Annotated in this window: 17 protein-coding genes; 13 read left to right on the forward strand and 4 right to left on the reverse strand. The window is 38.1% G+C overall.

Annotated elements, in window-relative coordinates:
• Positions 1-7 precede the first annotated feature (7 nt).
• Together ASE92_RS02370 and ASE92_RS02375 are read left to right on the forward strand one after the other, a co-directional pair.
• Positions 8-790 carry a lytic transglycosylase domain-containing protein gene (locus tag ASE92_RS02370; protein ID WP_056848495.1) on the forward strand — a complete coding sequence of 261 codons (783 nt, stop codon included), beginning with the start codon at positions 8-10 and terminating at the stop codon, positions 788-790.
• A gap of 201 nt (positions 791-991) precedes the next feature.
• Positions 992-2035, forward strand: coding sequence for a ferredoxin--NADP reductase (locus tag ASE92_RS02375; protein ID WP_056848496.1), 1044 nt, complete (start codon positions 992-994; stop codon positions 2033-2035).
• 137 nt (positions 2036-2172) lie between these two features.
• On the opposite strand, the gene ASE92_RS02380 is transcribed toward ASE92_RS02375, so the two are convergent.
• On the reverse strand, positions 2173-2562 hold the full coding sequence (locus ASE92_RS02380; protein WP_056848497.1) for a hypothetical protein: 390 nt from the start codon (positions 2560-2562) through the stop codon (positions 2173-2175).
• A 231-nt stretch (positions 2563-2793) separates the two neighbouring features.
• Here ASE92_RS02380 and ASE92_RS02385 point away from each other — a divergent pair, with 231 nt between their 5' ends.
• The 6 genes from ASE92_RS02385 (at position 2794) to ASE92_RS02410 (ending at position 12011) form a co-directional block, all read left to right on the forward strand.
• The gene (locus ASE92_RS02385) at positions 2794-3702 is read left to right on the forward strand and encodes a hypothetical protein (protein WP_157255612.1); all 909 of its coding nucleotides are present in this window, start codon (positions 2794-2796) and stop codon (positions 3700-3702) included.
• 112 nt (positions 3703-3814) lie between these two features.
• Positions 3815-6742: an excinuclease ABC subunit UvrA gene (gene uvrA, locus ASE92_RS02390; RefSeq protein ID WP_056848499.1), complete on the forward strand. Its 2928-nt coding sequence runs from the start codon at positions 3815-3817 to the stop codon at positions 6740-6742.
• 121 nt (positions 6743-6863) lie between these two features.
• Positions 6864-7631: a TatD family hydrolase gene (locus tag ASE92_RS02395; RefSeq protein ID WP_056848500.1), complete on the forward strand. Its 768-nt coding sequence runs from the start codon at positions 6864-6866 to the stop codon at positions 7629-7631.
• 498 nt (positions 7632-8129) lie between these two features.
• Positions 8130-9149 (forward strand): asparaginase, encoded by a 1020-nt coding sequence (locus tag ASE92_RS02400; RefSeq protein WP_056848501.1) that lies wholly within the window; start codon positions 8130-8132, stop codon positions 9147-9149.
• 331 nt (positions 9150-9480) lie between these two features.
• Positions 9481-10893, forward strand: a complete 1413-nt coding sequence (locus ASE92_RS02405; RefSeq protein WP_056848502.1) for a rhodanese-like domain-containing protein — start codon at positions 9481-9483, stop codon at positions 10891-10893.
• A 155-nt stretch (positions 10894-11048) separates the two neighbouring features.
• Positions 11049-12011: a YpdA family putative bacillithiol disulfide reductase gene (locus ASE92_RS02410; protein WP_056848503.1), complete on the forward strand. Its 963-nt coding sequence runs from the start codon at positions 11049-11051 to the stop codon at positions 12009-12011.
• Here ASE92_RS02410 and ASE92_RS02415 read toward each other — a convergent pair.
• Together ASE92_RS02415 and ASE92_RS02420 are read right to left on the reverse strand one after the other, a co-directional pair.
• Positions 12008-12820: an alpha/beta hydrolase gene (locus ASE92_RS02415; RefSeq protein WP_056848504.1), complete on the reverse strand. Its 813-nt coding sequence runs from the start codon at positions 12818-12820 to the stop codon at positions 12008-12010. The two genes, ASE92_RS02410 and ASE92_RS02415, sit on opposite strands and share 4 nt — an antisense overlap.
• Positions 12821-12843: 23 nt before the next feature.
• Complete coding sequence (locus tag ASE92_RS02420; RefSeq protein ID WP_056848505.1) at positions 12844-13875, reverse strand: carboxylesterase; 1032 nt, start codon at positions 13873-13875, stop codon at positions 12844-12846.
• Between the two features lie 282 nt (positions 13876-14157).
• On the opposite strand from ASE92_RS02420, the gene ASE92_RS02430 reads away from it, so the two are divergent.
• From ASE92_RS02430 to ASE92_RS02440, 3 genes are all read left to right on the forward strand, one after another.
• Positions 14158-15129: a polyprenyl synthetase family protein gene (locus ASE92_RS02430; RefSeq protein WP_056848507.1), complete on the forward strand. Its 972-nt coding sequence runs from the start codon at positions 14158-14160 to the stop codon at positions 15127-15129.
• Positions 15129-16178 carry a TerC family protein gene (locus ASE92_RS02435; RefSeq protein ID WP_056848508.1) on the forward strand — a complete coding sequence of 350 codons (1050 nt, stop codon included), beginning with the start codon at positions 15129-15131 and terminating at the stop codon, positions 16176-16178. Before ASE92_RS02430 ends, ASE92_RS02435 begins: the two co-directional genes overlap by 1 nt.
• A 205-nt stretch (positions 16179-16383) precedes the next feature.
• Entirely contained in the window at positions 16384-17832 is a 1449-nt protein-coding gene (locus tag ASE92_RS02440) for a M20/M25/M40 family metallo-hydrolase (protein ID WP_056848509.1), read from the forward strand.
• A 112-nt stretch (positions 17833-17944) separates the two neighbouring features.
• Here the strand turns inward: ASE92_RS02440 and ASE92_RS02445 are convergent, their stop codons facing one another.
• The gene (locus tag ASE92_RS02445) at positions 17945-18373 is read right to left on the reverse strand and encodes a CBS domain-containing protein (protein ID WP_056849252.1); all 429 of its coding nucleotides are present in this window, start codon (positions 18371-18373) and stop codon (positions 17945-17947) included.
• A 317-nt stretch (positions 18374-18690) separates the two neighbouring features.
• On the opposite strand from ASE92_RS02445, the gene ahcY reads away from it, so the two are divergent.
• Both ahcY and ASE92_RS21325 read left to right on the forward strand, forming a co-directional pair.
• Complete coding sequence (ahcY, locus tag ASE92_RS02455; RefSeq protein WP_056848511.1) at positions 18691-20007, forward strand: adenosylhomocysteinase; 1317 nt, start codon at positions 18691-18693, stop codon at positions 20005-20007.
• Between the two features lie 341 nt (positions 20008-20348).
• Positions 20349-20684 (forward strand): DUF6370 family protein, encoded by a 336-nt coding sequence (locus tag ASE92_RS21325; RefSeq protein ID WP_056848512.1) that lies wholly within the window; start codon positions 20349-20351, stop codon positions 20682-20684.
• Positions 20685-20740 lie beyond the last annotated feature (56 nt).

Raw genomic sequence — 20740 nt, forward strand, 5'->3', positions numbered from 1 at the left:
GAGGAAGATGTTAAAGAAACACAGCGTACCATTTGCGGTAGTGGCAACACTATTTATCTTGGCAAAAGTGTTCACTTACCAAATGCCCTTAGTACCAAAAAGTCTTTCAAAAGAAGCAAATTTAAACACTACAATAACAAAAACTGACAGCGTAAGAGTTGTAGAGGTAGCCAAACCTCAGTCGTTAATGGCTCAGTTAAACTTCGCGGACGAAACCTTGCCATTAGGCGATAAAAAGGTAGAGAGAAAAATGAAAAAAATTCTTGCCGCACACAATTTCAAGCATATGCAAACAAATGTTTTGCATCAAAAAGCAGCCAAATGGTTCCCGGTAATTGAACCAATTCTTGCTGCTTACGGAATCCCTAATGATTTCAAGTATTTAGCTCTGGTTGAATCTGGAACGGCTATGGGCGTTTCGCCAAAAGGTGCTGCCGGTATTTGGCAGTTTATGCCTGGTACAGCCCGTACTTACGGCCTAAAGGTAAACAGCAGAGTGGATGAACGCTATAATTTGCGAAAATCTACAGTTGCTGCCTGTAAATACATTAAAGAAATGTATAAAGGTTTAGAGAGTTGGACTTTAGTTGCTGCAGCCTATAACGTAGGCGATGGCCGCTTGCGTAAGCAAATCAATAATCAAAATCAAGACAATTATTACAAAATGAAGTTGAACCGCGAAACCGGTGGCTACGTTTATAAAGTAATTTCGATGAAGCAGATTATGGAACATCCGAAGCGCTACGGATACAAAAAAGAGCGAGTATTATTGGCCTACAACGGCGAATAACATCATTAAGGTAAAAACAAAGCATTTGGTAAGGCGTCCGGATTTAATTCTGGACGCTTTTTTTATGCAAACGATTTCATCTTTGGCCACAGAATAACAGATTCTTTTTTTATTGATGATGGAAGATATTGCGCTCTTCTTAGGGTATTAATCTTTGCTCCTTGTTCTTTAATCCTTGTTCCTTTATCTTTGATCCTAGCTATGTTCAAACTTCGCATTAACAATATCATCAATCAACCCGGGGATAATATTACATTCCAATTTGAGGATGTGGAAGGCAATTATCCGAAATATTTTGCTGGTCAGTTTGTGTCCTTGATTTTTGAAGGTAAAAACAGAGAAGTGCGTCGGTCGTATTCATTTAACAGCTCACCAGATGTAGATGAGCCGCTTGCGATTACCGTTAAGCGGGTAGAGAATGGAGAGATTTCCAGGTTTTTGCACCATAAAACAGCGCTTAATGATATTCTTTATGCACAAGAACCCCAGGGTTTGTTTAGTTATTTGCCTGAGGAGCAATTAAAAAGAGATCTGTTTCTTTTTGCAGCCGGAGTTGGCATTACGCCGCTTTTCTCCATTTTAAAAACCGCTTTGGTAAGAGAGAAATATTCCTTGATCACTTTAATATATAGTAACCGATCAAAAGAAGATGCGCTGTTTTACGATGAACTTAACGAGTGGCAGCAAAAATATCCCGAAAGATTAAAAATTGTTTGGGTATTTAGCAATAGCAAAAACCTGATGACTGCCCGTTTGAACAAATTTTATATCGAAAAGTTACTCAAAGAACATTTGCACTTCAAAAGAGAGGATGCTTTATTCTATACTTGCGGGCCAATTATTTATATGGATTTGTGTAGAATTACTCTGTTAGGGATGGGTTTTGATATCAAGCAGATTAAAAGAGAAACTTTTGTATTGCCAGAAGATGAAGTTGATGAAGATGATAGTACGGAGAAAGTGGTTGATAAAAATACCTACTCTGTGATTTTAAATTTTCAAGGTACACGTTACAACCTCGATATTCCATGGCCAAAGCGAATTTTAGATGTGGCACTGGAAAATAAAATTAAACTTCCTTATAGTTGTCGCGGCGGCGTTTGCAGTACTTGTGTAGCCAATTGTACTAAAGGCAATGTCCGGATGGATTACAACGAAGTACTAACTGATGAAGAGATTGAGCGGGGTAGGGTTTTGGTGTGTACCGGTCGCCCGACAGAAAATGGAACGACGATTGAGTGGTAAAGGATGAGACTTTGTTAATGTAACGTTATATTGCTTGGAGATGTGGGAGTGAGTGAAATTACTAGAAGCATGGAGAGCTTGAAGAAAAGATTTTCGGACTTATCAAATCATTGTTACCTACAATTTTATTACGCTGTTTAGTTTTTTCTTGCAAGAAATAGTAGTCCGAATGTCAGAGGTGCAATTATAAAATATAAAAGTCCTGAGATGTATGTCCAATTATGATACTTGGAGATTGTCTTTGTCTGCCGATGTCTATAAGCAATTAGCCCCATAAAAATTGGTGCAACAAGAGTTAAATACAAACTCCCTACAGAAGCCATTCCTGACCATTTCCAAAGTAATGTCGTAAGTACAACAAGTAAAAGTCCTCCATAAGTTACAAAAACCATAAGTAGTTCTGGTATCGGGGCATTCAATATCTCTTCATTTTTTATTTGCCTAATTAGCATCAAAGAATATAAAAGTCCTATTAACGGGAGAATGACATAGATTACCAGCACTATAATTATCTCTTTAGTTGTCATTGGTTATAGTCAGCTTGTTGGTAAAATTGCAGTCAGCCGCTAGCTTTACGCAACCCATTTCGTTTTAAACATCTTTGGGCGAATATAAGAGTTTGGCTCAACTATTAACTCCTTTAAAACCCGTTGCCCAAAAACCAAGAGTCAAAAACCGACGTTTATTGATTGATGAAAAAACATTTTCTTTATTTTATTTTTTTTAATCTTTCCTGCCTATTTGCTTTTGCGCAAAGTATGGATAAAGATTCCCTTGCCATCAAAAGAGAAGTTGCAAATAAACAATACGTAAATCTATATAAAGAAAACGCCGATTTTTCCTACACTTCTCCTGCAGGCGAACTTGGTGCACCATCAAAATATGTAATCAATGGCAGGTTGACTACGACTTATATGCTTCTTGGCAGTTATAAATCGCCAATAGCGTTCGCAATTATTCCCGATTTTACCGTAAGGGTTAGGAATGAATTTTCTGCTGGTGTTCGAACGCCGAGTTATCGATTAGGGTTTGCTACTTATGCTCGCTTAAATACCGATCTTGAAAATTACAAGTATGCAGAGATGGCGTTTACGCACCATTCTAATGGGCAAGATCAAGAGGCGATCAATCCAGATGGAACGGTCAACACCTTCACGGGGAATTTTAATGCCAACTACTTAACCGCATCATATAGATTTGGTCATCTCATTCCAGGCCGTACCGATGAAAGTTATTATTCCGTTAATCATCGTGTAGGCTTGCAATGGCATAAATTCTTTAGGTATGAACCTGCTCTGGATTTGGGTTTTGGTTTTACAAGGGTTATCTACAATTTCTCACTACGGAAATACGATGACATTGAAAAAAAAGCCATAAACAAAGCGAATGTTAAAACCGAGAAGGAAACCTGGCGTTTAAATAGTGAGATTTCTTACGCAGTGAATAAAATTCCATCGAAAAATCTAATGAATTTACAAAAGCGCTTAAATGCTGAAGTTAACTTTAATTATAGTCTTCCGTTTATGAATAATGTGTTTCTGATGGCTGCCGTTGGTTATTATGGAGAAGATAATTATAACATTTACTTCCAGGATCACTATGGCTATTTGCGTTTCGGTTTTTCGTCAGGTTTTCTGCGAAACAGGAGTAAACATTATGACAATTAATCCTTAATACAGATTGGTTTAGACTTTCTTTTTGATAAAATTTTTAGCATTTTTGCGGATTGAAATTTAGTGTCTTTTAAGCCTGAATTTCATCCCAACTTTTGAACAAAATATGAGCAATAAATCTGTCGACCTCGGCGAGCAAAAAGATGTAGAAGTATATGGTGCGAGGGTACATAATTTAAAAAATATAGATGTAAGTTTCCCCAGAAACCAACTTGTAGTGATTACCGGTTTAAGTGGAAGTGGGAAATCATCTTTGGCTTTTGATACCATTTACGCAGAAGGCCAGCGCCGCTACATGGAAACATTTAGTGCTTACAGCCGCCAGTTTATGGGTGGTATGGAGCGCCCTGATGTAGACAAGGTATCTGGTTTAAGTCCGGTAATTGCCATTGAACAAAAAACCACCAGTAAAAATCCACGCTCTACCGTTGGAACCATCACTGAGATTTATGATTTTATGCGTTTGCTGTACGCCCGTGTAGCCGATGCTTACTCGTACAATACAGGTGAGAAAATGGAACGCATGAGCGAAGATCAGATTCTGCAAAACATCTTCAATAAATTTGATGGGAGTGCTGTAAACATTCTGGCTCCTGTGGTTAAGGGTAGAAAAGGCCATTACCGTGAGCTTTTTGAACAAATCCGTAAACAAGGGTATGTTAAAGTTCGCGTTGATGGAGAAATCAAAGATATTACGGCCAAAATGCAGGTCGATCGTTATAAAATCCACGATATTGAGGTGGTTATTGATCGTTTAATTGTTGATGATAAAGACAAGAAGCGTCTTTTAGATTCGGTTCAAACGGCCATGAAGATGGGTAAAGGCGTCATCAAAATCAGTGATAAGGATAATAATGTTGCTCACTTCAGTAAATTTCTGATGTGTCCAACTACCGGTATTTCTTACGATGAGCCTCAGCCGAATAGTTTTTCATTCAATTCGCCTTATGGTGCTTGCGAACGTTGTGATGGTTTGGGCTATATTTTCGTGGTGGATAAGGAATCGGTTATGCCGAATCCAAAACTGAGCATTTTAAACGGTGGTTTAGCTCCACTCGGCGAATATCGCGATATCTGGATGTTCCAGGTATTAAAAGCCTTGGCAAAAAAATACAGTTTCTCTTTATCTACACCGATTGATAAATTGAGTGATGAGGTGATCAATATTATTTTAAATGGTTCTCATGATCTGATCAAAGTTGAAGTAGAATATAACAAATGGAACGTTCAGAATTATAACATCACTTTCGATGGTATAATTAAAATGTTAGAGGAGCAGAACGAGAAGCGAAGCGAATCTGCATCTGATGATATGGATGCTTTCCGGAAATTGAAAACTTGTCCGGAGTGCCATGGTGCTCGTTTGAAAAAGGAAAGTTTGCATTTCAAGGTTGATGGCAAAAATATTTTTGAGCTTGCTTCAATGGATATTAATAATCTTCATGCCTGGTTTGAGCATGTTGATGACCGGCTTTCTGATCGCCAGAATATCATCGCAAAAGAAATTTTAAAAGAGATAAAAGCAAGGATTGGTTTCCTAACTGATGTTGGTTTAACCTACCTAACGCTAGATCGTACTGCCCGTACGCTTTCTGGTGGAGAGGCACAACGGATCCGTTTGGCTACTCAAATCGGTTCGCAACTAATGAATGTGATGTACATTCTGGATGAGCCAAGTATCGGTTTACACCAGCGAGATAACGAGCGCCTGATTAACGCGTTAAAAAATCTCCGTGATTTGGGAAACACCGTTTTGGTTGTTGAACACGACAAGGATATGATTTTGGAAGCCGATTGGGTGATTGATGTTGGGCCAGGAGCAGGGATTCATGGCGGAACAGTAGTTGCTGAAGGAACTGCGAAAGAAATTTTAAAATCGAAAACCTTAACCGCGGCATACTTAAATGGCGAGAAAAAGATAGAAACGCCGAAAGTTCGTAGAAAAGGGAATGGACACAAACTTTCCATTATTAAAGCTACAGGTCATAACCTGAAAGAAGTTTCTGTAGATTTTCCTTTAGGCAAATTTATTGCGGTAACCGGGGTTTCAGGATCAGGGAAGTCGAGTTTAATAACAGAAACGCTGTATCCTATTCTAAATCATCACTTTTTCAGAGCGAAGAAAACACCGCTTCCTTACGAAAAAATTACTGGTTTAAAAGAAATAGATAAGGTGATTGAAATTGATCAGGCCCCAATCGGGAGAACGCCACGTTCAAATCCATCAACATATACGGGTGTTTTTTCTGATATCAGAAATCTGTTTGTCCAACTTCCTGAAGCTAAAATTCGGGGTTATAAACCTGGCCGTTTCTCTTTTAATGTAAAAGGAGGAAGATGCGAAACTTGCCAAGGCGCTGGATTGAAGGTAATAGAGATGAACTTTTTACCAGACGTTCAGGTTCCTTGCGAAGAATGCGCTGGAAAACGCTACAATAGAGAAACTTTAGAAGTTCGTTTCCGTGGAAAATCTATTAGTGATGTGTTGGACATGAGTATTGAAGACGCCTGCGTATTTTTCGAAAATATTCCCATCATTTATCGTAAAATAAAAACGCTTAAGGATGTTGGCTTAGGTTATATCACTTTAGGACAATCATCAGTTACGCTATCTGGCGGTGAAGCACAGCGGGTTAAGTTGGCTACTGAACTTTCGAAGAAAGACACCGGGAAAACATTTTATATTCTAGATGAACCAACTACCGGACTCCATTTTGAAGACATTAATGTGCTTTTAGGAGTTTTGCAGGAGCTTGTAGATAAAGGAAATACCATTTTAGTGATTGAGCACAACCTAGATGTAGTTAAGGTGGCTGATTGGGTAATTGATTTGGGAGAAGAAGGCGGAGCCGGAGGGGGAAGAATCCTTTTCGAGGGTACGCCTGAAGGTTTGATTCAAAACCCAATTAGCTTGACTGGAAAATTTTTGAAAAAGGAAATGGAGTGGGAGTTTAGTCACCAATCTGAAGTCGTAAGTCAAAAGTCTGAAGTCAAAAAAGGGAAGGTCATCAAAAAAGTTAAGCAAAAAGATTAGGCTTTCGTCCTTGCGAGGTACGAAGCAATCTTAAGACGTAAGGTTGCCAATAGGGGATTAGGATTGCTTCGTTCCTCGCAATGACGGCCAGTTCATACATCATCCATTTTACACTAAAGAAATGATTTTTACCGATACCCATACCCATTTATATTACGAGCAAGATGCTGAAAAGCAAAGCCAGTTGATGGAACGTTGCTTTGAAAATGATGTAAATAGACTTTTTCTTCCCAATGTTGATGTCAAATCGATTACAATGATTGATGATTTGGTAAGTAAATATCCTGAGAATTGTTTTGCGATGGCTGGTCTTCATCCATGTGATGTTAAGGAAGAGTATCTGTCAGTGTTAGATGAAATTTACGAAAGCATTGCTGGCAGAAAAATTTATGCCATCGGTGAAATAGGAATTGATTTATATTGGGATAAAACTACATTAACTATCCAACAAGACGCCTTCCGCAAACAAATTGCTTGGGCAAAAAAACTCGGCTTACCAATCGTAATTCACTGTCGCGAGGCTTTCGATGAAGTTTTTGAGGTATTAGAAAGCGAGCGTGACGAAAAACTGCGTGGAATATTTCATTGCTTTACCGGCAATGTAGCGCAAGCCAAACAAGCCATCGATTTAAATTTTTATTTGGGCATTGGAGGCGTAGTAACCTATAAAAAGGCAGGATTAGATCTTGTTTTGTCGGAAATTCCTTTGGAAAATTTAGTTCTTGAAACTGATTCGCCATATTTAGCGCCAGTTCCTTTTCGTGGAAAACCAAATGAAAGCAGTTATCTAATTTACATTGCTCAAAAATTAGCTGATATTTATGGTGTTTCGGTGGAAGCGATCGCCGATGTAACTACTGAAAATTCAAAAAAGATTTTTGGTGTTTAAATAGTGGTAGTTTCTAGATAAATCATATTGTGTGGGAGATCTTTGTTTCGAATTAAGTAGATTTGATTTTTCCCGCTGATGCCGAAAATTTCACAGATTTTTTAGCATAAAGAGCTTCGATTGTTGATTTTTTCCTCAGCTTATACTGATTTTTCCTTTCTACGTTTTTAGCATAACCATTAAGATCCTGAAATAAATTCAAGATGACGATCGTTCATGCGGATCGTTCATCCCGAGTTCTCCGTGTAGATTGTTCACTCAAACAATTCAGTTTAGCCACCTCCGCAATCTCAATTCCGACCATTATAAGCGCAAAACTATAACTAAATTATATTCGTTGGATTAACAGTTATGATTAATATTTCATTATTGTCTACTTAAATAATCAATCTGATAATTATGATACCAAATTCTTCTAAATAATTATCAAAATTAAAAATAACTGTATTCATCTCTAAATTTTTAGTTTCTTTGCGTTGAGCAACCAAAACCAACCAAATGACAAAGATTCTAATAATTTATACCGGTGGTACCATCGGTATGGTAAACGATCCCGTAAACGGAATGTTAATTCCTTTCAATTTCGAACAGATTAAAGAAAATGTTCCGGAATTAAGTCGTTTAGATTATCATCTAGATGTTCACTCGTTCACTCCGGTATTAGATTCTTCTAACATGGATCCAGAGATTTGGAAAACTTTGGCAGAGTTGATTAACACCAAATATGATCTTTATGACGGCTTTGTTATTTTGCATGGCTCAGATACCATGGCTTTTACCGCCTCAGCACTCAGCTTTATGCTCGAAAATTTAGGTAAAGCTGTTGTTTTAACAGGTTCTCAGCTGCCCATCGGGGAAATCAGGACAGATGCAAAGGAAAATCTTATCACTGCTTTGGAAATAGCAGCAACAAAAGAGGATGGGAAATCGCTGTTTCCAGAAGTTTGCATTTATTTCGACGCCCAATTATTTAGAGGTAATCGTTCTATAAAATACAATAGCGAAAAGTTCGAGGCTTTTCGTTCACCAAATTATCCTGTTTTGGCCGAAGCTGGAGTGCATTTGCAATTTAACACCAATTATGTAATGAAAGCGCCAGACGGGCAACTTAAACTCAATACCAATTTTAATTCTAACATTGGTGTGTTGAAGTTATATCCAGGCATCACGCCTCAAGCTGTGTCAGCAATCACCGATTCTAAAGTCGACGCCATCATTTTAGAAGCTTTTGGATCTGGCAATACCACAACTGCCCAATGGTTTTTAGATAGTCTTCGCAAAGCTATTTTAAACGGTAAAATCATCATCGATATTTCTCAATGTAAAAAAGGATCGGTGCACTTAGGTCGGTATGAAACCAGTCGCGAGTTATTAAAAATGGGCATCATCAGTGGTTACGACCTTACTTTTGAAGCTGCGGTAACTAAGCTAATGTATGTTTTAGGTCTAGGCTTACCTCTGGAAGAAAGCCGGAAGTTAATGGATGAATCTTTACGTGGAGAATTAACAAAAGATTAATTATTGGTTTGAAAGGCAATTGCGGGTGCAATTTTTAATGCTACTCCCGCTATCAGTTTAATCTTTTTGTTAACGTGTTCGCAACTCCCATCAGTTGCGCTACAAAAAGTATCTCACTACTATCGGCCTTAGGTGACCAATTACTGTAAAAAAAATCGAATAAGCGTTCATCAAAAAAATTGGTAAGTAAAACTTCTGCAATTATGATCACCATCATTTCGGTTGTTCGTATTTAGCACTATTTTTGTTAGTAAATAGGTTATGCTGAACTTGATTCAGCATCTATTCAATAAGACCCTGAAATAAATTCAAGGAGACGAACAGATAAATCATGAAAATAGAACAAATATATACTGGGTGTTTGGCAGAGGCTGCTTATTACATAGAAAGTAACGGCGAAGCTGCGATTATAGATCCACTGAGAGAAGTTGGAACTTATTTAAAAAAAGCGGAGAAAGCTGGCGCAACAATTAAGTATATTTTTGAAACCCATTTTCATGCAGATTTTGTTTCTGGCCACGTGGATTTAGCCGATAAATCTGGCGCTAAAATTATCTATGGACCAACAGCCAAAACGGAATTTGAATCGCACATTGCTAAAGATGGCGAGAAGTTCCAGATAGGCGATTTAACCATTACGGCTTTACATACGCCTGGTCATACCTTAGAATCGACCACTTATTTGTTAACTGATGAAAAAGGAAAAGACCATTGCATTTTTAGTGGCGATACCCTGTTTATAGGAGATGTTGGTCGCCCCGATTTAGCGCAGAAAGGAAATTTAACCATGGAAGATTTAGCAGGAATGCTATATGATTCTCTTAATGAAAAAATCAAACCATTGGCCGATGATGTGATTGTGTATCCTGCACATGGTGCGGGTTCTGCTTGCGGAAAAAGCATGAGCAAGGAAACTTTTGATACTTTAGGCCATCAAAAAGAAGTAAATTACGCCCTTAAGGCACAAAACAAAGAACAATTTATATCAGAAGTTACTGACGGTATTATGCCTCCTCCACAGTACTTTGCTAAAAATGCTGCAATAAATAAAGGTGGTGTAGAAAGTATCGACGGCATTTATGAAAAAGGTTTAAATGCTTTAACACCGCAAGCTTTTGAAGATACCGCCAATCAAACCGGAGCAATCATGCTCGATACCCGTAACCCACAAGTCTTTGCAAAAGGGTTTATTCCCAATGCCATTAATATTGGCCTGAACGGGCAGTTTGCCCCTTGGGTTGGCGCACTAATTACCGATTTAAATCAACCCATTTTATTGATCACTGATGAAGGCAAAGAGGAGGAAACCATCACCCGCTTAACTCGTGTGGGCTATGACAGTACAATTGGATATCTGGATGGTGGTTTTGAACGGTGGACTGATGCCGGAAAAGAAATTGATACCATCGAAACCATTTCAGCAGAAATTTTTGAAGAAGCCGTAACAGAACAAGAAATAATAGCTCTTGATGTTCGTAAGCCGGGTGAATATGAATCGGAACATTTGGAGTTTACTTTAAGTCGCCCTTTGGATTTTATTAACGATTGGATGGGAGAGATTGACCCAAATAAAACTTATTATATTCATTGTGCCGGCGGTTACAGATCGATGATTGCGGCCTCTATTCTAAAGTCTCGTGGCGTAGAGCATGTAATTGATATAGCTGGTGGTTACGGGGCTATTAAGAATACAAATTTAAAACGAACGGATTTTGCTTGCCCGAGTAAGGCTATGAAAGTTTAAGGCTATGGTCATTGCCAGGAACGAAGCAATCTTGAAACATTTGCAATTTTACCGCAAACCTAAAGCATTAAGATTGCTTCGTGCCTCGCAATGACGAGGTTATGTTCTACAATTGAAAAATTTTATAGCGCTTAAATGGTGCTAGATAAATATAAATGGCGAAGCAAAATCAATACGATATCATCATCATTGGCGCAGGACCGATTGGAATGGCTTGTGCAATTAAAGCGCAGAAGGCTAATTTGAGCTACCTGATTATTGAAAAGGGTGCTTTAGTAAATAGCCTTTTTAACTATCCGGTTTTCATGACATTCTTTTCCACGTCTCAAAAACTGGAGATTGGCGATACGCCCTTTGTTACCATCAACCCGAAACCAAATCGCAACGAAGCCGTTGAATATTATCGTAGAGTTGCTGAAAAGTTCGATTTAAAGATCAACCTTTTTGAAACAGTTAAACAGGTTTTGAAACAAGGAGAAGACTTTGAAGTCAATACGACAAAGGCAAGTTATACAGCGAAAAATGTAGTAGTAGCCACAGGATTTTATGACGTTCCATTATTAATGAATATCCCTGGCGAAGATTTGCCCAAAGTAACTCATTATTACAAAGATCCGCATTTGTATGCCTTTCAAAATGTGGTAGTAGTTGGAGCAAATAATTCTGGCGTTGATGCTGCCTTAGAAACTTACCGTAAAGGGGCAAATGTTACAATGGTGGTTCGCAGTGGCGAAATGGGTCCTCACGTAAAATATTGGGTTCGTCCGGATATTGAAAACAGGATTAAAGAAGGAGCAATCACTGCTCATTTCCATTCAGAATTACTCGAAATTAGAGAAGGCGAAGTTGATATTAAAACGCCTGATGGTGTTAAAACAATTGTCAATGATTTTGTAATTGCGATGACAGGTTACCAGCCAGATTTTTCGATGCTCAAAAGGTTCGGAATTGATTTACCGGAAAGTCTTTGTCCGGTTTATAATGAAGAAACCATGGAAACCAATGTCAAAGGTCTCTATTTAGCCGGTGTGGTTTGTGGAGGCTTGGATACACACAAACTCTTTATCGAAAATTCAAGAGTACATGCCGAAATGATTATAAGTAATATTGTAAATTAATTTGTCTTACTATCAAATAAGAATTCCAGCCCTTGATAGGCGCCGTTGTGCAAAATAGTGAGGTGGTTCTCTTTTGGTAAAGGATTAAACTTCACTGATATTTTTTTATTCACACGAATCAAGTCAGCGAACTTTTTAGCATCAGCTTCCATCTTTTGGCCCTCTTTGCCAACAGCTATATAAACTTTTTTGCCATCAGTTTTATTTATTTCTGTTAATGGGTTGCGGAGCAAGGATTCGTTGTTCCACCAAAGACTCGGACTTACAATCAGGTAATTGGAGAAAAGCTGCGGTTTATTTAACAAAATTTCTGTAGCCAGTAATCCGCCTAGCGATTGCCCTATAATGGTTTTTGAGCTACTTGTACTGTATTTAGAATGGATGAAGGGTTGCAATTCTTCCTCAATAAAAGAAATGAATTTTGTCGAAAAACCTGTGGTTGGAAAATCCACCAGATCTTTTTTAATGGTTGTTGGAAAGGTGAAGTCACGTTTCCTATCTACATTAGCAATACCAACAACAATGGTTGGAGGCATTTTCTCAATCATGGTTAAGAACTGAACGAGGCCGGCGATGTGTATAAAGTCTTCATTCGCAGATCCATCTAAAAGATAAATTACAGGGCATGTTTTCAAAGTATCGGCCGAATATCCACCAGGCAGATAAATATTCAATGTTCTGGTTTCATTTAAAATAGCCGAATGAATTTCTTCGATTTTACCGATTTGGAAAGATTGATTGGCCTTTGTGTTTTGTGCAGAAACAAAATTCCCAGTAAAAAGAAAAAGGATTGAAAGAAGAAATCTCATTATTTTATGGCTTTAGGAGTCAATTATAGAGGATTAATTTCTTCCTCAGCGATAGGTAAAGGATGTTTCAGCTGTAGTTTCAAAATATTTTCTACAAAGTTATGGATAGCAGTTTCTACACTTGGTAAATCTTTTGAGGTAAGATACGAACCCAAAACATGATTGCCGGCTCCTGGAATGGCTATTTTACGTTTCAAATGATCTGGTGTGCCTAACTCATCAAACATTTTTAACATCGCATCTACGCGTACAACCGGATCTTGTTCTGTTAAACTTTTGTAATAATATAACATCAGCACAGGTTGTTTTACTTTTTGGAAGGTACTTCTGGTCATCGTTCCTTCAATAAATTCCTGTAGTTCTACCAAAGATTCTATCCGGTAATTGGTGTACCAGTATTTTTGATATTCGTCAGTTCTACCCTCCACTTTTCTTTCGTCGCCTCCAACAACTTTTCTGGCAATTTGTAAACCCCATGGATTATTTAACAACCAGGCATTTTTATCGTTTATGGCCACATTAGGAGAAAGTAAGATTAAACTATTAATCTCTGGGTAGGTTGCCGCTAATTTTAACGCAACTGTACCACCCGTAGAAGTGCCCACGAGAATTACCTTTTTGCCCAGTTTTTTACCGATGGCGTAGGCTAATTTACTGCTTTCCCACAGTCGATCAGCAGTAAAATTTTGCATTGGCGCAACGGTATCAATACCGTGATCGGCTAATCGGGCGAGATATAAATTGGCGCCAATCGCCTTCGCTAAATTTAAATGAACCGGGTTTCCTTCAGTTTTTGAAGCAGAAAATCCATGTAAATAAACCACAGCGTATTCGGTTTTCTGGTGTGCACCATTAGCCCAAATAATTTCTGCTTCATTGCCCGGTTTAATTTTATTGAGCTGCTCAATATTTTGAACATAGCCTTCCAGCTCGTTCAATTCTGGAACTTGTATTAACGCTGCGTTATACAATGGTTTTTTTGGTTTTGGGCCAAGCAAATAGCTGATCGCCAACAGTGCTGAAACCCCGAATAGAACTTTGTAACGCCTTTTCATTCTAACAAATTACTGCTTTAAATGTAGCGGTTTAGCCGAAATAACAAAGAATATATTAAAAAATGGTTTGCCTTTCGAGGGGATTTATTGCACAGACTGATGTAGTTAAACTTGATCGGAGCGAACACGAATCCCAGTTCTTCATTGGGAGAAGTAAAGCGGATCGCAAGACTGAAGCAGTTTATGGCACTTCCGACGCTTTTCAAATCCTTAATATTAACGTTATTGATTCACTTTTTATGGGAAATTAGCTTAAGTTTGCAATCAAAATTTTTCGACTTAATGCCGGGAATCGATCAGATAAAAAAACCTATAGCAGCCGATATTAAAGCGTTTGAAAAAACCTTTAAAGATTCTATGCACAGCGATGCTCCATTGCTGGATAGGATTACCCATTATATTGTAAAGCAAAAGGGCAAACAAATGCGACCGATGTTCGTGTTTTTTGCAGCGAAACTGTGCGGCGGAATTACAGAATCTACCCACCGTGGTGCTGCTCTTGTTGAACTTTTACACACGGCAACATTAGTGCACGATGATGTGGTTGACAATGCTTACGAGCGCCGTGGTTTTTTCTCTATTAACGCTTTATGGAAAAATAAAATTGCGGTTTTGGTAGGTGATTATTTGCTGGCCAAAGGTTTGCTACTTTCTGTAAACAATAACGAACACAGATTGTTACAAATTGTATCAGAGGCAGTAAAGCAAATGAGCGAGGGTGAATTGTTGCAGGTAGAAAAAGTGCGTAAAATGGATATTTCGGAAGAGTTGTATTTCGATGTAATCAGGCAGAAAACGGCATCTTTAATTGCATCGTGTTGTGCTGCAGGAGCAGCTTCTGCTGGTGCAAGTGATGAAATAATTGAAAAGATGCGTCTATTCGGCGAAAAAGTTGGAATTGCTTTTCAAATTAAAGATGACACTTTTGATTTTGGTACGGACGACGTAGGCAAGCCTTTAGGAATTGATATTAAAGAGAAAAAAGTGACTCTGCCATTAATATACGCTTTAAATAAAGCGGACAAAGCAGATAGAAAACGGATAATAAATCTGGTGAAAAACCATCAGGATGATCCGTCAAAGATTCAACAGATTATCGATTTTGTTAATGCACAACAAGGTGTTTATTATGCCAACCAAAAAATGCTGGAATACCAGAATGCTGCATTTGATATTTTGCATCAATTTGACGCAGGAGAAGCCAGAACAGGCTTAGAACAATTAGTACTTTACACTACCGAACGTAAAAAATAATGAGCAGCGAATTACTCTTCAGTTTAGGTTTCCTTTTATTTATTGTGCTAGTACTGGCTTTAGATTTGGGTCTTTTTAGCAAAAAGGAACATGTAATCAGCTTGAAACAGGCAGGTATCATGAGTGTTATCATGGTAGGTTTAGCCATCGGTTTTTACTTTCTTCTGCTTACCGAAGGCCATCAGCTGCATGGAATAAGGGATTTTGCCCATTTACAGGAAATTGTAACCAAGCATCAACATCATATAACCTTAAATGCTAATGATTTCCAGTCCAGTCTCTCTACCTACAGGCAAAATTTAGGACTGGAATTTTTAACTGGTTATGTAATTGAGTATGCCTTATCTGTTGATAATATCTTTGTTATTGTGCTGATATTTTCTGCATTTGCAGTGGAAGAAAAGTATTATCACCGCGTTTTATTTTGGGGTATCCTTGGCGCAATCATCATGCGTTTCATCTTTATTTTTGTTGGTGCAGCGCTGATCGCTAAGTTTGCATGGATCTTGTATCTGTTTGGTGCGTTTCTGGTTTTCACTGGTATAAAAATGTTTTTCAGTAAAGGAGAAGAAAAGATAGATCCAGAAAATCATCCGGTGGTGAAATGGGCCTCGAAGATATTTTCTATCCATCCAAAATACGAGGGCAAAAACTTTTTCGTCACCATTAACCATAAAAGATTCGTTACGCCATTATTTTTGGTATTACTCATAGTAGAATTTACCGATTTATTATTTGCTGTCGATTCTATTCCAGCAATTTTCGCGGTAACTAAAGACCCTTATATTGTGTTTTTCTCCAATATTTTTGCCATTATGGGTTTGCGGTCGATGTTTTTCTTACTGGTTAATATTATCCATAAATTCCATTATCTAAAAGCAGGTTTGGCTGTTTTATTGGCATTTATTGGGGTAAAAATGTTAGGCCACGTTTATTTGGAGAAATTGGGTTTCACCACGCAACATTCATTGATTGTGATTTTGAGTATTCTGGTGATCAGTATTGTGGCATCATTGGTTTTCCCGAAGAAGAAAGAAGCGCATCAATAGTTTCTCCAGCGCTAAATCTTATATTTCCTTACATTTCTTATGGTATAGCTTGTTCAGATCAAGAATGCAAGAGGTAGTTAAGCTCATTGCTCTGAAGTTAAATTTTCAAGAAAAAAGCACTAACCCAAAAGCAAAATAAACGTTACAGCTTAATAGCTAACCGTAAAATTTGTACTTTCAACCCATCAATCAGCAAACCATATTCATGAAATACCTTTTATCAGCTGCACTTCTTTGTAGTGCTTTGTTCGCGAATGCTCAAGATCAATTCGGCGGCGTTTTCGAGAAAATCAATTCCGAAGTGCAACAAAATTCCAAAGCATATCAAACACTTAAATATGAAACTGAAAATATCGGTCACCGGTTAACGGGTTCAGCTAATGGAGCAAAGGCAGAGCAATATGCATACAACTTATTAAAATCTTACGGTTGCGAAGTAAAGTTCCAACCTTTTGAAGTGGAAAGTTGGGCAAGAAAGACAATTAATGTAGAAATTGGCGAAAACAAAAATAGCTTAGCGAAAGTTAAGGCCGTTACTTTGGCACATTCTCCTGTTAGTGCAAATATCACAGGAGAAATTGTTGATGCCGGAAATGGATTAGAAGTGGATTATCAAAACAATCTTTCAAAATTTAAAGGAAAAATTGCTTTGATTTACCTTGGTGTTTTGCCAGGTTCTCCCGACGGGACAAAATCATTGCACCGTTCAGAAAAAACTGCCATCGCTACTAAATATGGTGCCATTGGGATAATTATCATTAATACCGTAAAAGATGGTGTTTTGTTAACGGGCACAGCATCTGTTACGGGTAAACTTATTCCAATTCCGGCGGTTTGCATTGGTTTGGAAGATGGGATGACGCTAAAAGAAAAATTAAAAAGCCAATCGCAAATGGCGCATATTGGCATGACGAACTTTTCAGGTTTAATTAAGGCAAGAAATGTGATCGCTAGTTTCAAAGGAACCGAAATGCCAAAAGATAAAATTGTTGTGGGTGGGCATTTAGATAGCTGGGATTTAGCCACTGGAGCTATCGATAATGGGATCGGCTCGTTTGCCATTATGGATATGGCCCGTACCTTTAAAAAGTTAAACTTAAAAACGAAACGAACAGTAGAATTTGTGCTGTTTATGGGTGAGGAGCAAGGTTTATTAGGTTCTAAAGCCTATATCGATCAGGCTAAAAAAGATAAAAACTTAAATCAGGTTAAGTTCATGCTGAATTACGACATGACCAATGATCCCAAAGGATTTTCGACCTCTCGTGCTGAAATGAAAGATTTATTTACGACTTGGGGTGCTGAGATTGTAAAAATTGACACCGGCTTCAAGAATCTGTTCAATGCTGGCGCAGGTTTACATAGCGATCACCAACCTTTTATGTTAGAAGGAATTCCGACAGGTGGTGGTTTCGGTGGCAAGTTGCCAAATAACTCCGGACCCTTTTATCATTCTGATGGAGACTCTTTTAGACTAGTTGATGAGCAAGAACTAAAAAACACCGTTCGTTATAGCGCTATGCTAACTTATGCTTTAGCCAATACGCCAAAAATTCCAGTGGGCGTACAAAACGAAGAAGAATTAAAAAGGTTTTTAGAATCGCAAAACTTAAAGGAGCCGTTAACCATTGCTGGCGAATGGCGGTGGAAATAGTCTGGCATAAGAGTTGAACATTAAACCTATCATTCCTAGCGAATCAAAGCGAAGTAAACATGCTATATTTCATTGGCGGGAATGATAGGATTTAAGTTTATGCTTTCAACTTTTACCCACTAATATAACTTTCCAACTGCGATATCGTTTGCTTTTGGTCGGCAATAATAAATTTTACCACATCGCCGATGGACATCATTCCTTTTACTTCGTTGTTTACAACAATAGGTAAGTGGCGAATGTGCTTTTCCGTCATGAGTTGCATACAATGGTCAATGGAATCACTGGTATTAATGGTGATGGGATCAGCAGTCATTACTTCTTCGATTAGGGTATCCTTTGAAGATTTACCCTGAAGGATGATCTTGCGGGCATAGTCGCGTTCTGTAAAAATACCGGTAAGTTTTTCATTTTCCATCACCAGTATGGCACTTATGTTTTTCTCCGTCATTATTTTGAGCGCATCTAATACCGAAATACTCTTAGGTACTGATATCACTCTTGCTTGTTTGGTATCGAGAAGGTGTTTTACTGTTTTCATAATTGATTTAGTTGGTTGAATCAATTTAAGAAATAATAAACTGGAAATCAAAGGTTTGTTTTGCATCATGCAGTTTTACAAAAGTGATACAGGTGTTAGTGATTTAAACCCGGCAGAAACGGCAGCCTCCGATTTTTTTATCGTAGCTACAGTGTATGGCGGGACTGAAGTAGCCGAAAATAAACTGAATTTGCTTTTCAAAATCTTTTTAAAAATACTCCTTTATTTTACATTCTATAAACCACCTTGCTCTTTTAATTATTTGGCTTTCACAAAGCTATGCCGTAACTTTGTTCCACATTTAAAACAAATAAAATATGTCATCAGTAGAGACAACTTATATCCCTTACAAAGTTAAGGACATTTCACTGGCAGAATGGGGCCGTAAAGAAATCGAATTAGCCGAAGCAGAAATGCCAGGTTTAATGAGTTTACGTAAAGAATTCGGCCCAACGCAACCGTTAAAAGGTGCTCGTATTGCAGGCTGTCTGCATATGACGATTCAAACGGCTGTTCTAATTGAAACATTGGTGGCTTTAGGTGCTGAAGTTACCTGGTCATCTTGCAATATTTTCTCAACACAAGATCATGCTGCTGCTGCAATTGCCGCTGCTGGTATTCAGGTTTATGCCTGGAAAGGTTTAAACGAAGAAGAATTCGACTGGTGTATTGAGCAAACTTTACACTTCGGTCCGGAGCAACAACCACTAAACATGATTTTGGATGATGGTGGCGATTTAACCAATATGGTTTTTGATAAATACCCAGAATTAATTGCTGGCATTAAAGGTTTGTCAGAAGAAACAACCACTGGTGTTCACCGTTTATACGAAAGAATGAAAAACGGAACATTGCACTTACCTGCAATTAACGTTAACGATTCTGTAACTAAATCAAAATTCGATAACAAATACGGATGTCGTGAATCATTAGTTGATGCAATTCGTCGTGCAACTGACGTGATGATGGCTGGTAAAGTAGCTGTTGTTTGCGGTTATGGCGATGTGGGTAAAGGTTCTGCAGAATCTTTAAGCTCACAAGGTGTACGTGTAATTGTAACTGAAATTGATCCGATTTGTGCTCTACAAGCTGCAATGGAAGGTTACGAAGTTAAAAAATTCGCTACTGCCGTTAAAGAAGCAGATATTATTGTAACCACAACTGGTAACCGTGATATTGTTCGTGGCGAGCATTTCTTAACCATGAAAGATAAAGCCATCGTTTGTAATATCGGTCACTTTGATAATGAAATTGATGTTGCCTGGTTAAACGAAAAATATGGTTCAACTAAAGTTGAAATCAAGCCTCAGGTAGATAAATATACTATCGAAGGTAAAGATATCATCTTATTGGCCGAAGGTCGTTTGGTGAACTTAGGTTGCGCAACTGGTCACCCAAGTTTCGTAATGAGTAACTCATTTACCAACCAAACTCTAGCACAATTAGAGCTTTGGACTAATACAGATAACTACGAAAACAAAGTTTACGTTTTACCTAAGTATTTAGATGAGAAAGTTGCTCGTTTACACTTAGAAAAAATCGGTGTAGAATTAGATGTTTTAGATCAACACCAGGCTGATTATATTGGCGTTCCGGTTGAAGGTCCATTCAAATCAGACGAATATCGTTACTAAAAAAAGAGTCGGAAGTCCTAAGTCGGAAGTCCGAAGCTGAATATCGAAAGGGATGTGCAATTTGCATATCCCTTTTTTGCGTTTAAGCCTGCCATCTTGATCCTGCCGAAAGATTTAAACTACCGTGCCTTCTGTGTTTCCGTGGCAAAAATGAATATTTTGAAAACGCTACTGCAGTACTTCTTAGGAAACATGAATCCTGTTATTCCTAGCTCCTGCAGGCTAGCGCTTTACTCCTCCCGATTAGATATCGGGGTCCGAGTTCGCTGCTACCAGGTCTATTTTGCAAAGACTTGTAGTTCTTTTGCCAACAAAGCCTACATTTGAAAAAAATAGGCATAATGAAAAATGTAGCTATCCTTTTGCTCTTAACACTATTCAGTTTCGGTTTAAAAGCCCAAAATACCTCGAAAAAACAGGCATCAGATCAATTGATCACTAATCAAGCCGTAGAAATTGCTTGTGGCGAATGCCAGTTTAAAATGAAAGGTAAAGATTGTGAATTAGCCATTAGAATAAATGGCAAGTCTTATTTTGTTGATGGAAAAGGTATAGATGATTTTGGCGATGCGCATGGCGAACACGGTTTCTGTAATGCTGTAAGCAAAGCAGAAGTTTCTGGCAAAATTATAAAGAATAGGTTTAAAGCTACCAATATCAAATTGCTCAGTAAATAGGTTGATGTTAGGCTAACATTTTAGCTTTTTATTAAAAATAAACCGTCGACTGTCAC

It is taken from the genome of Pedobacter sp. Leaf41 (assembly GCF_001422545.1).
Classification (GTDB): domain Bacteria; phylum Bacteroidota; class Bacteroidia; order Sphingobacteriales; family Sphingobacteriaceae; genus Pedobacter.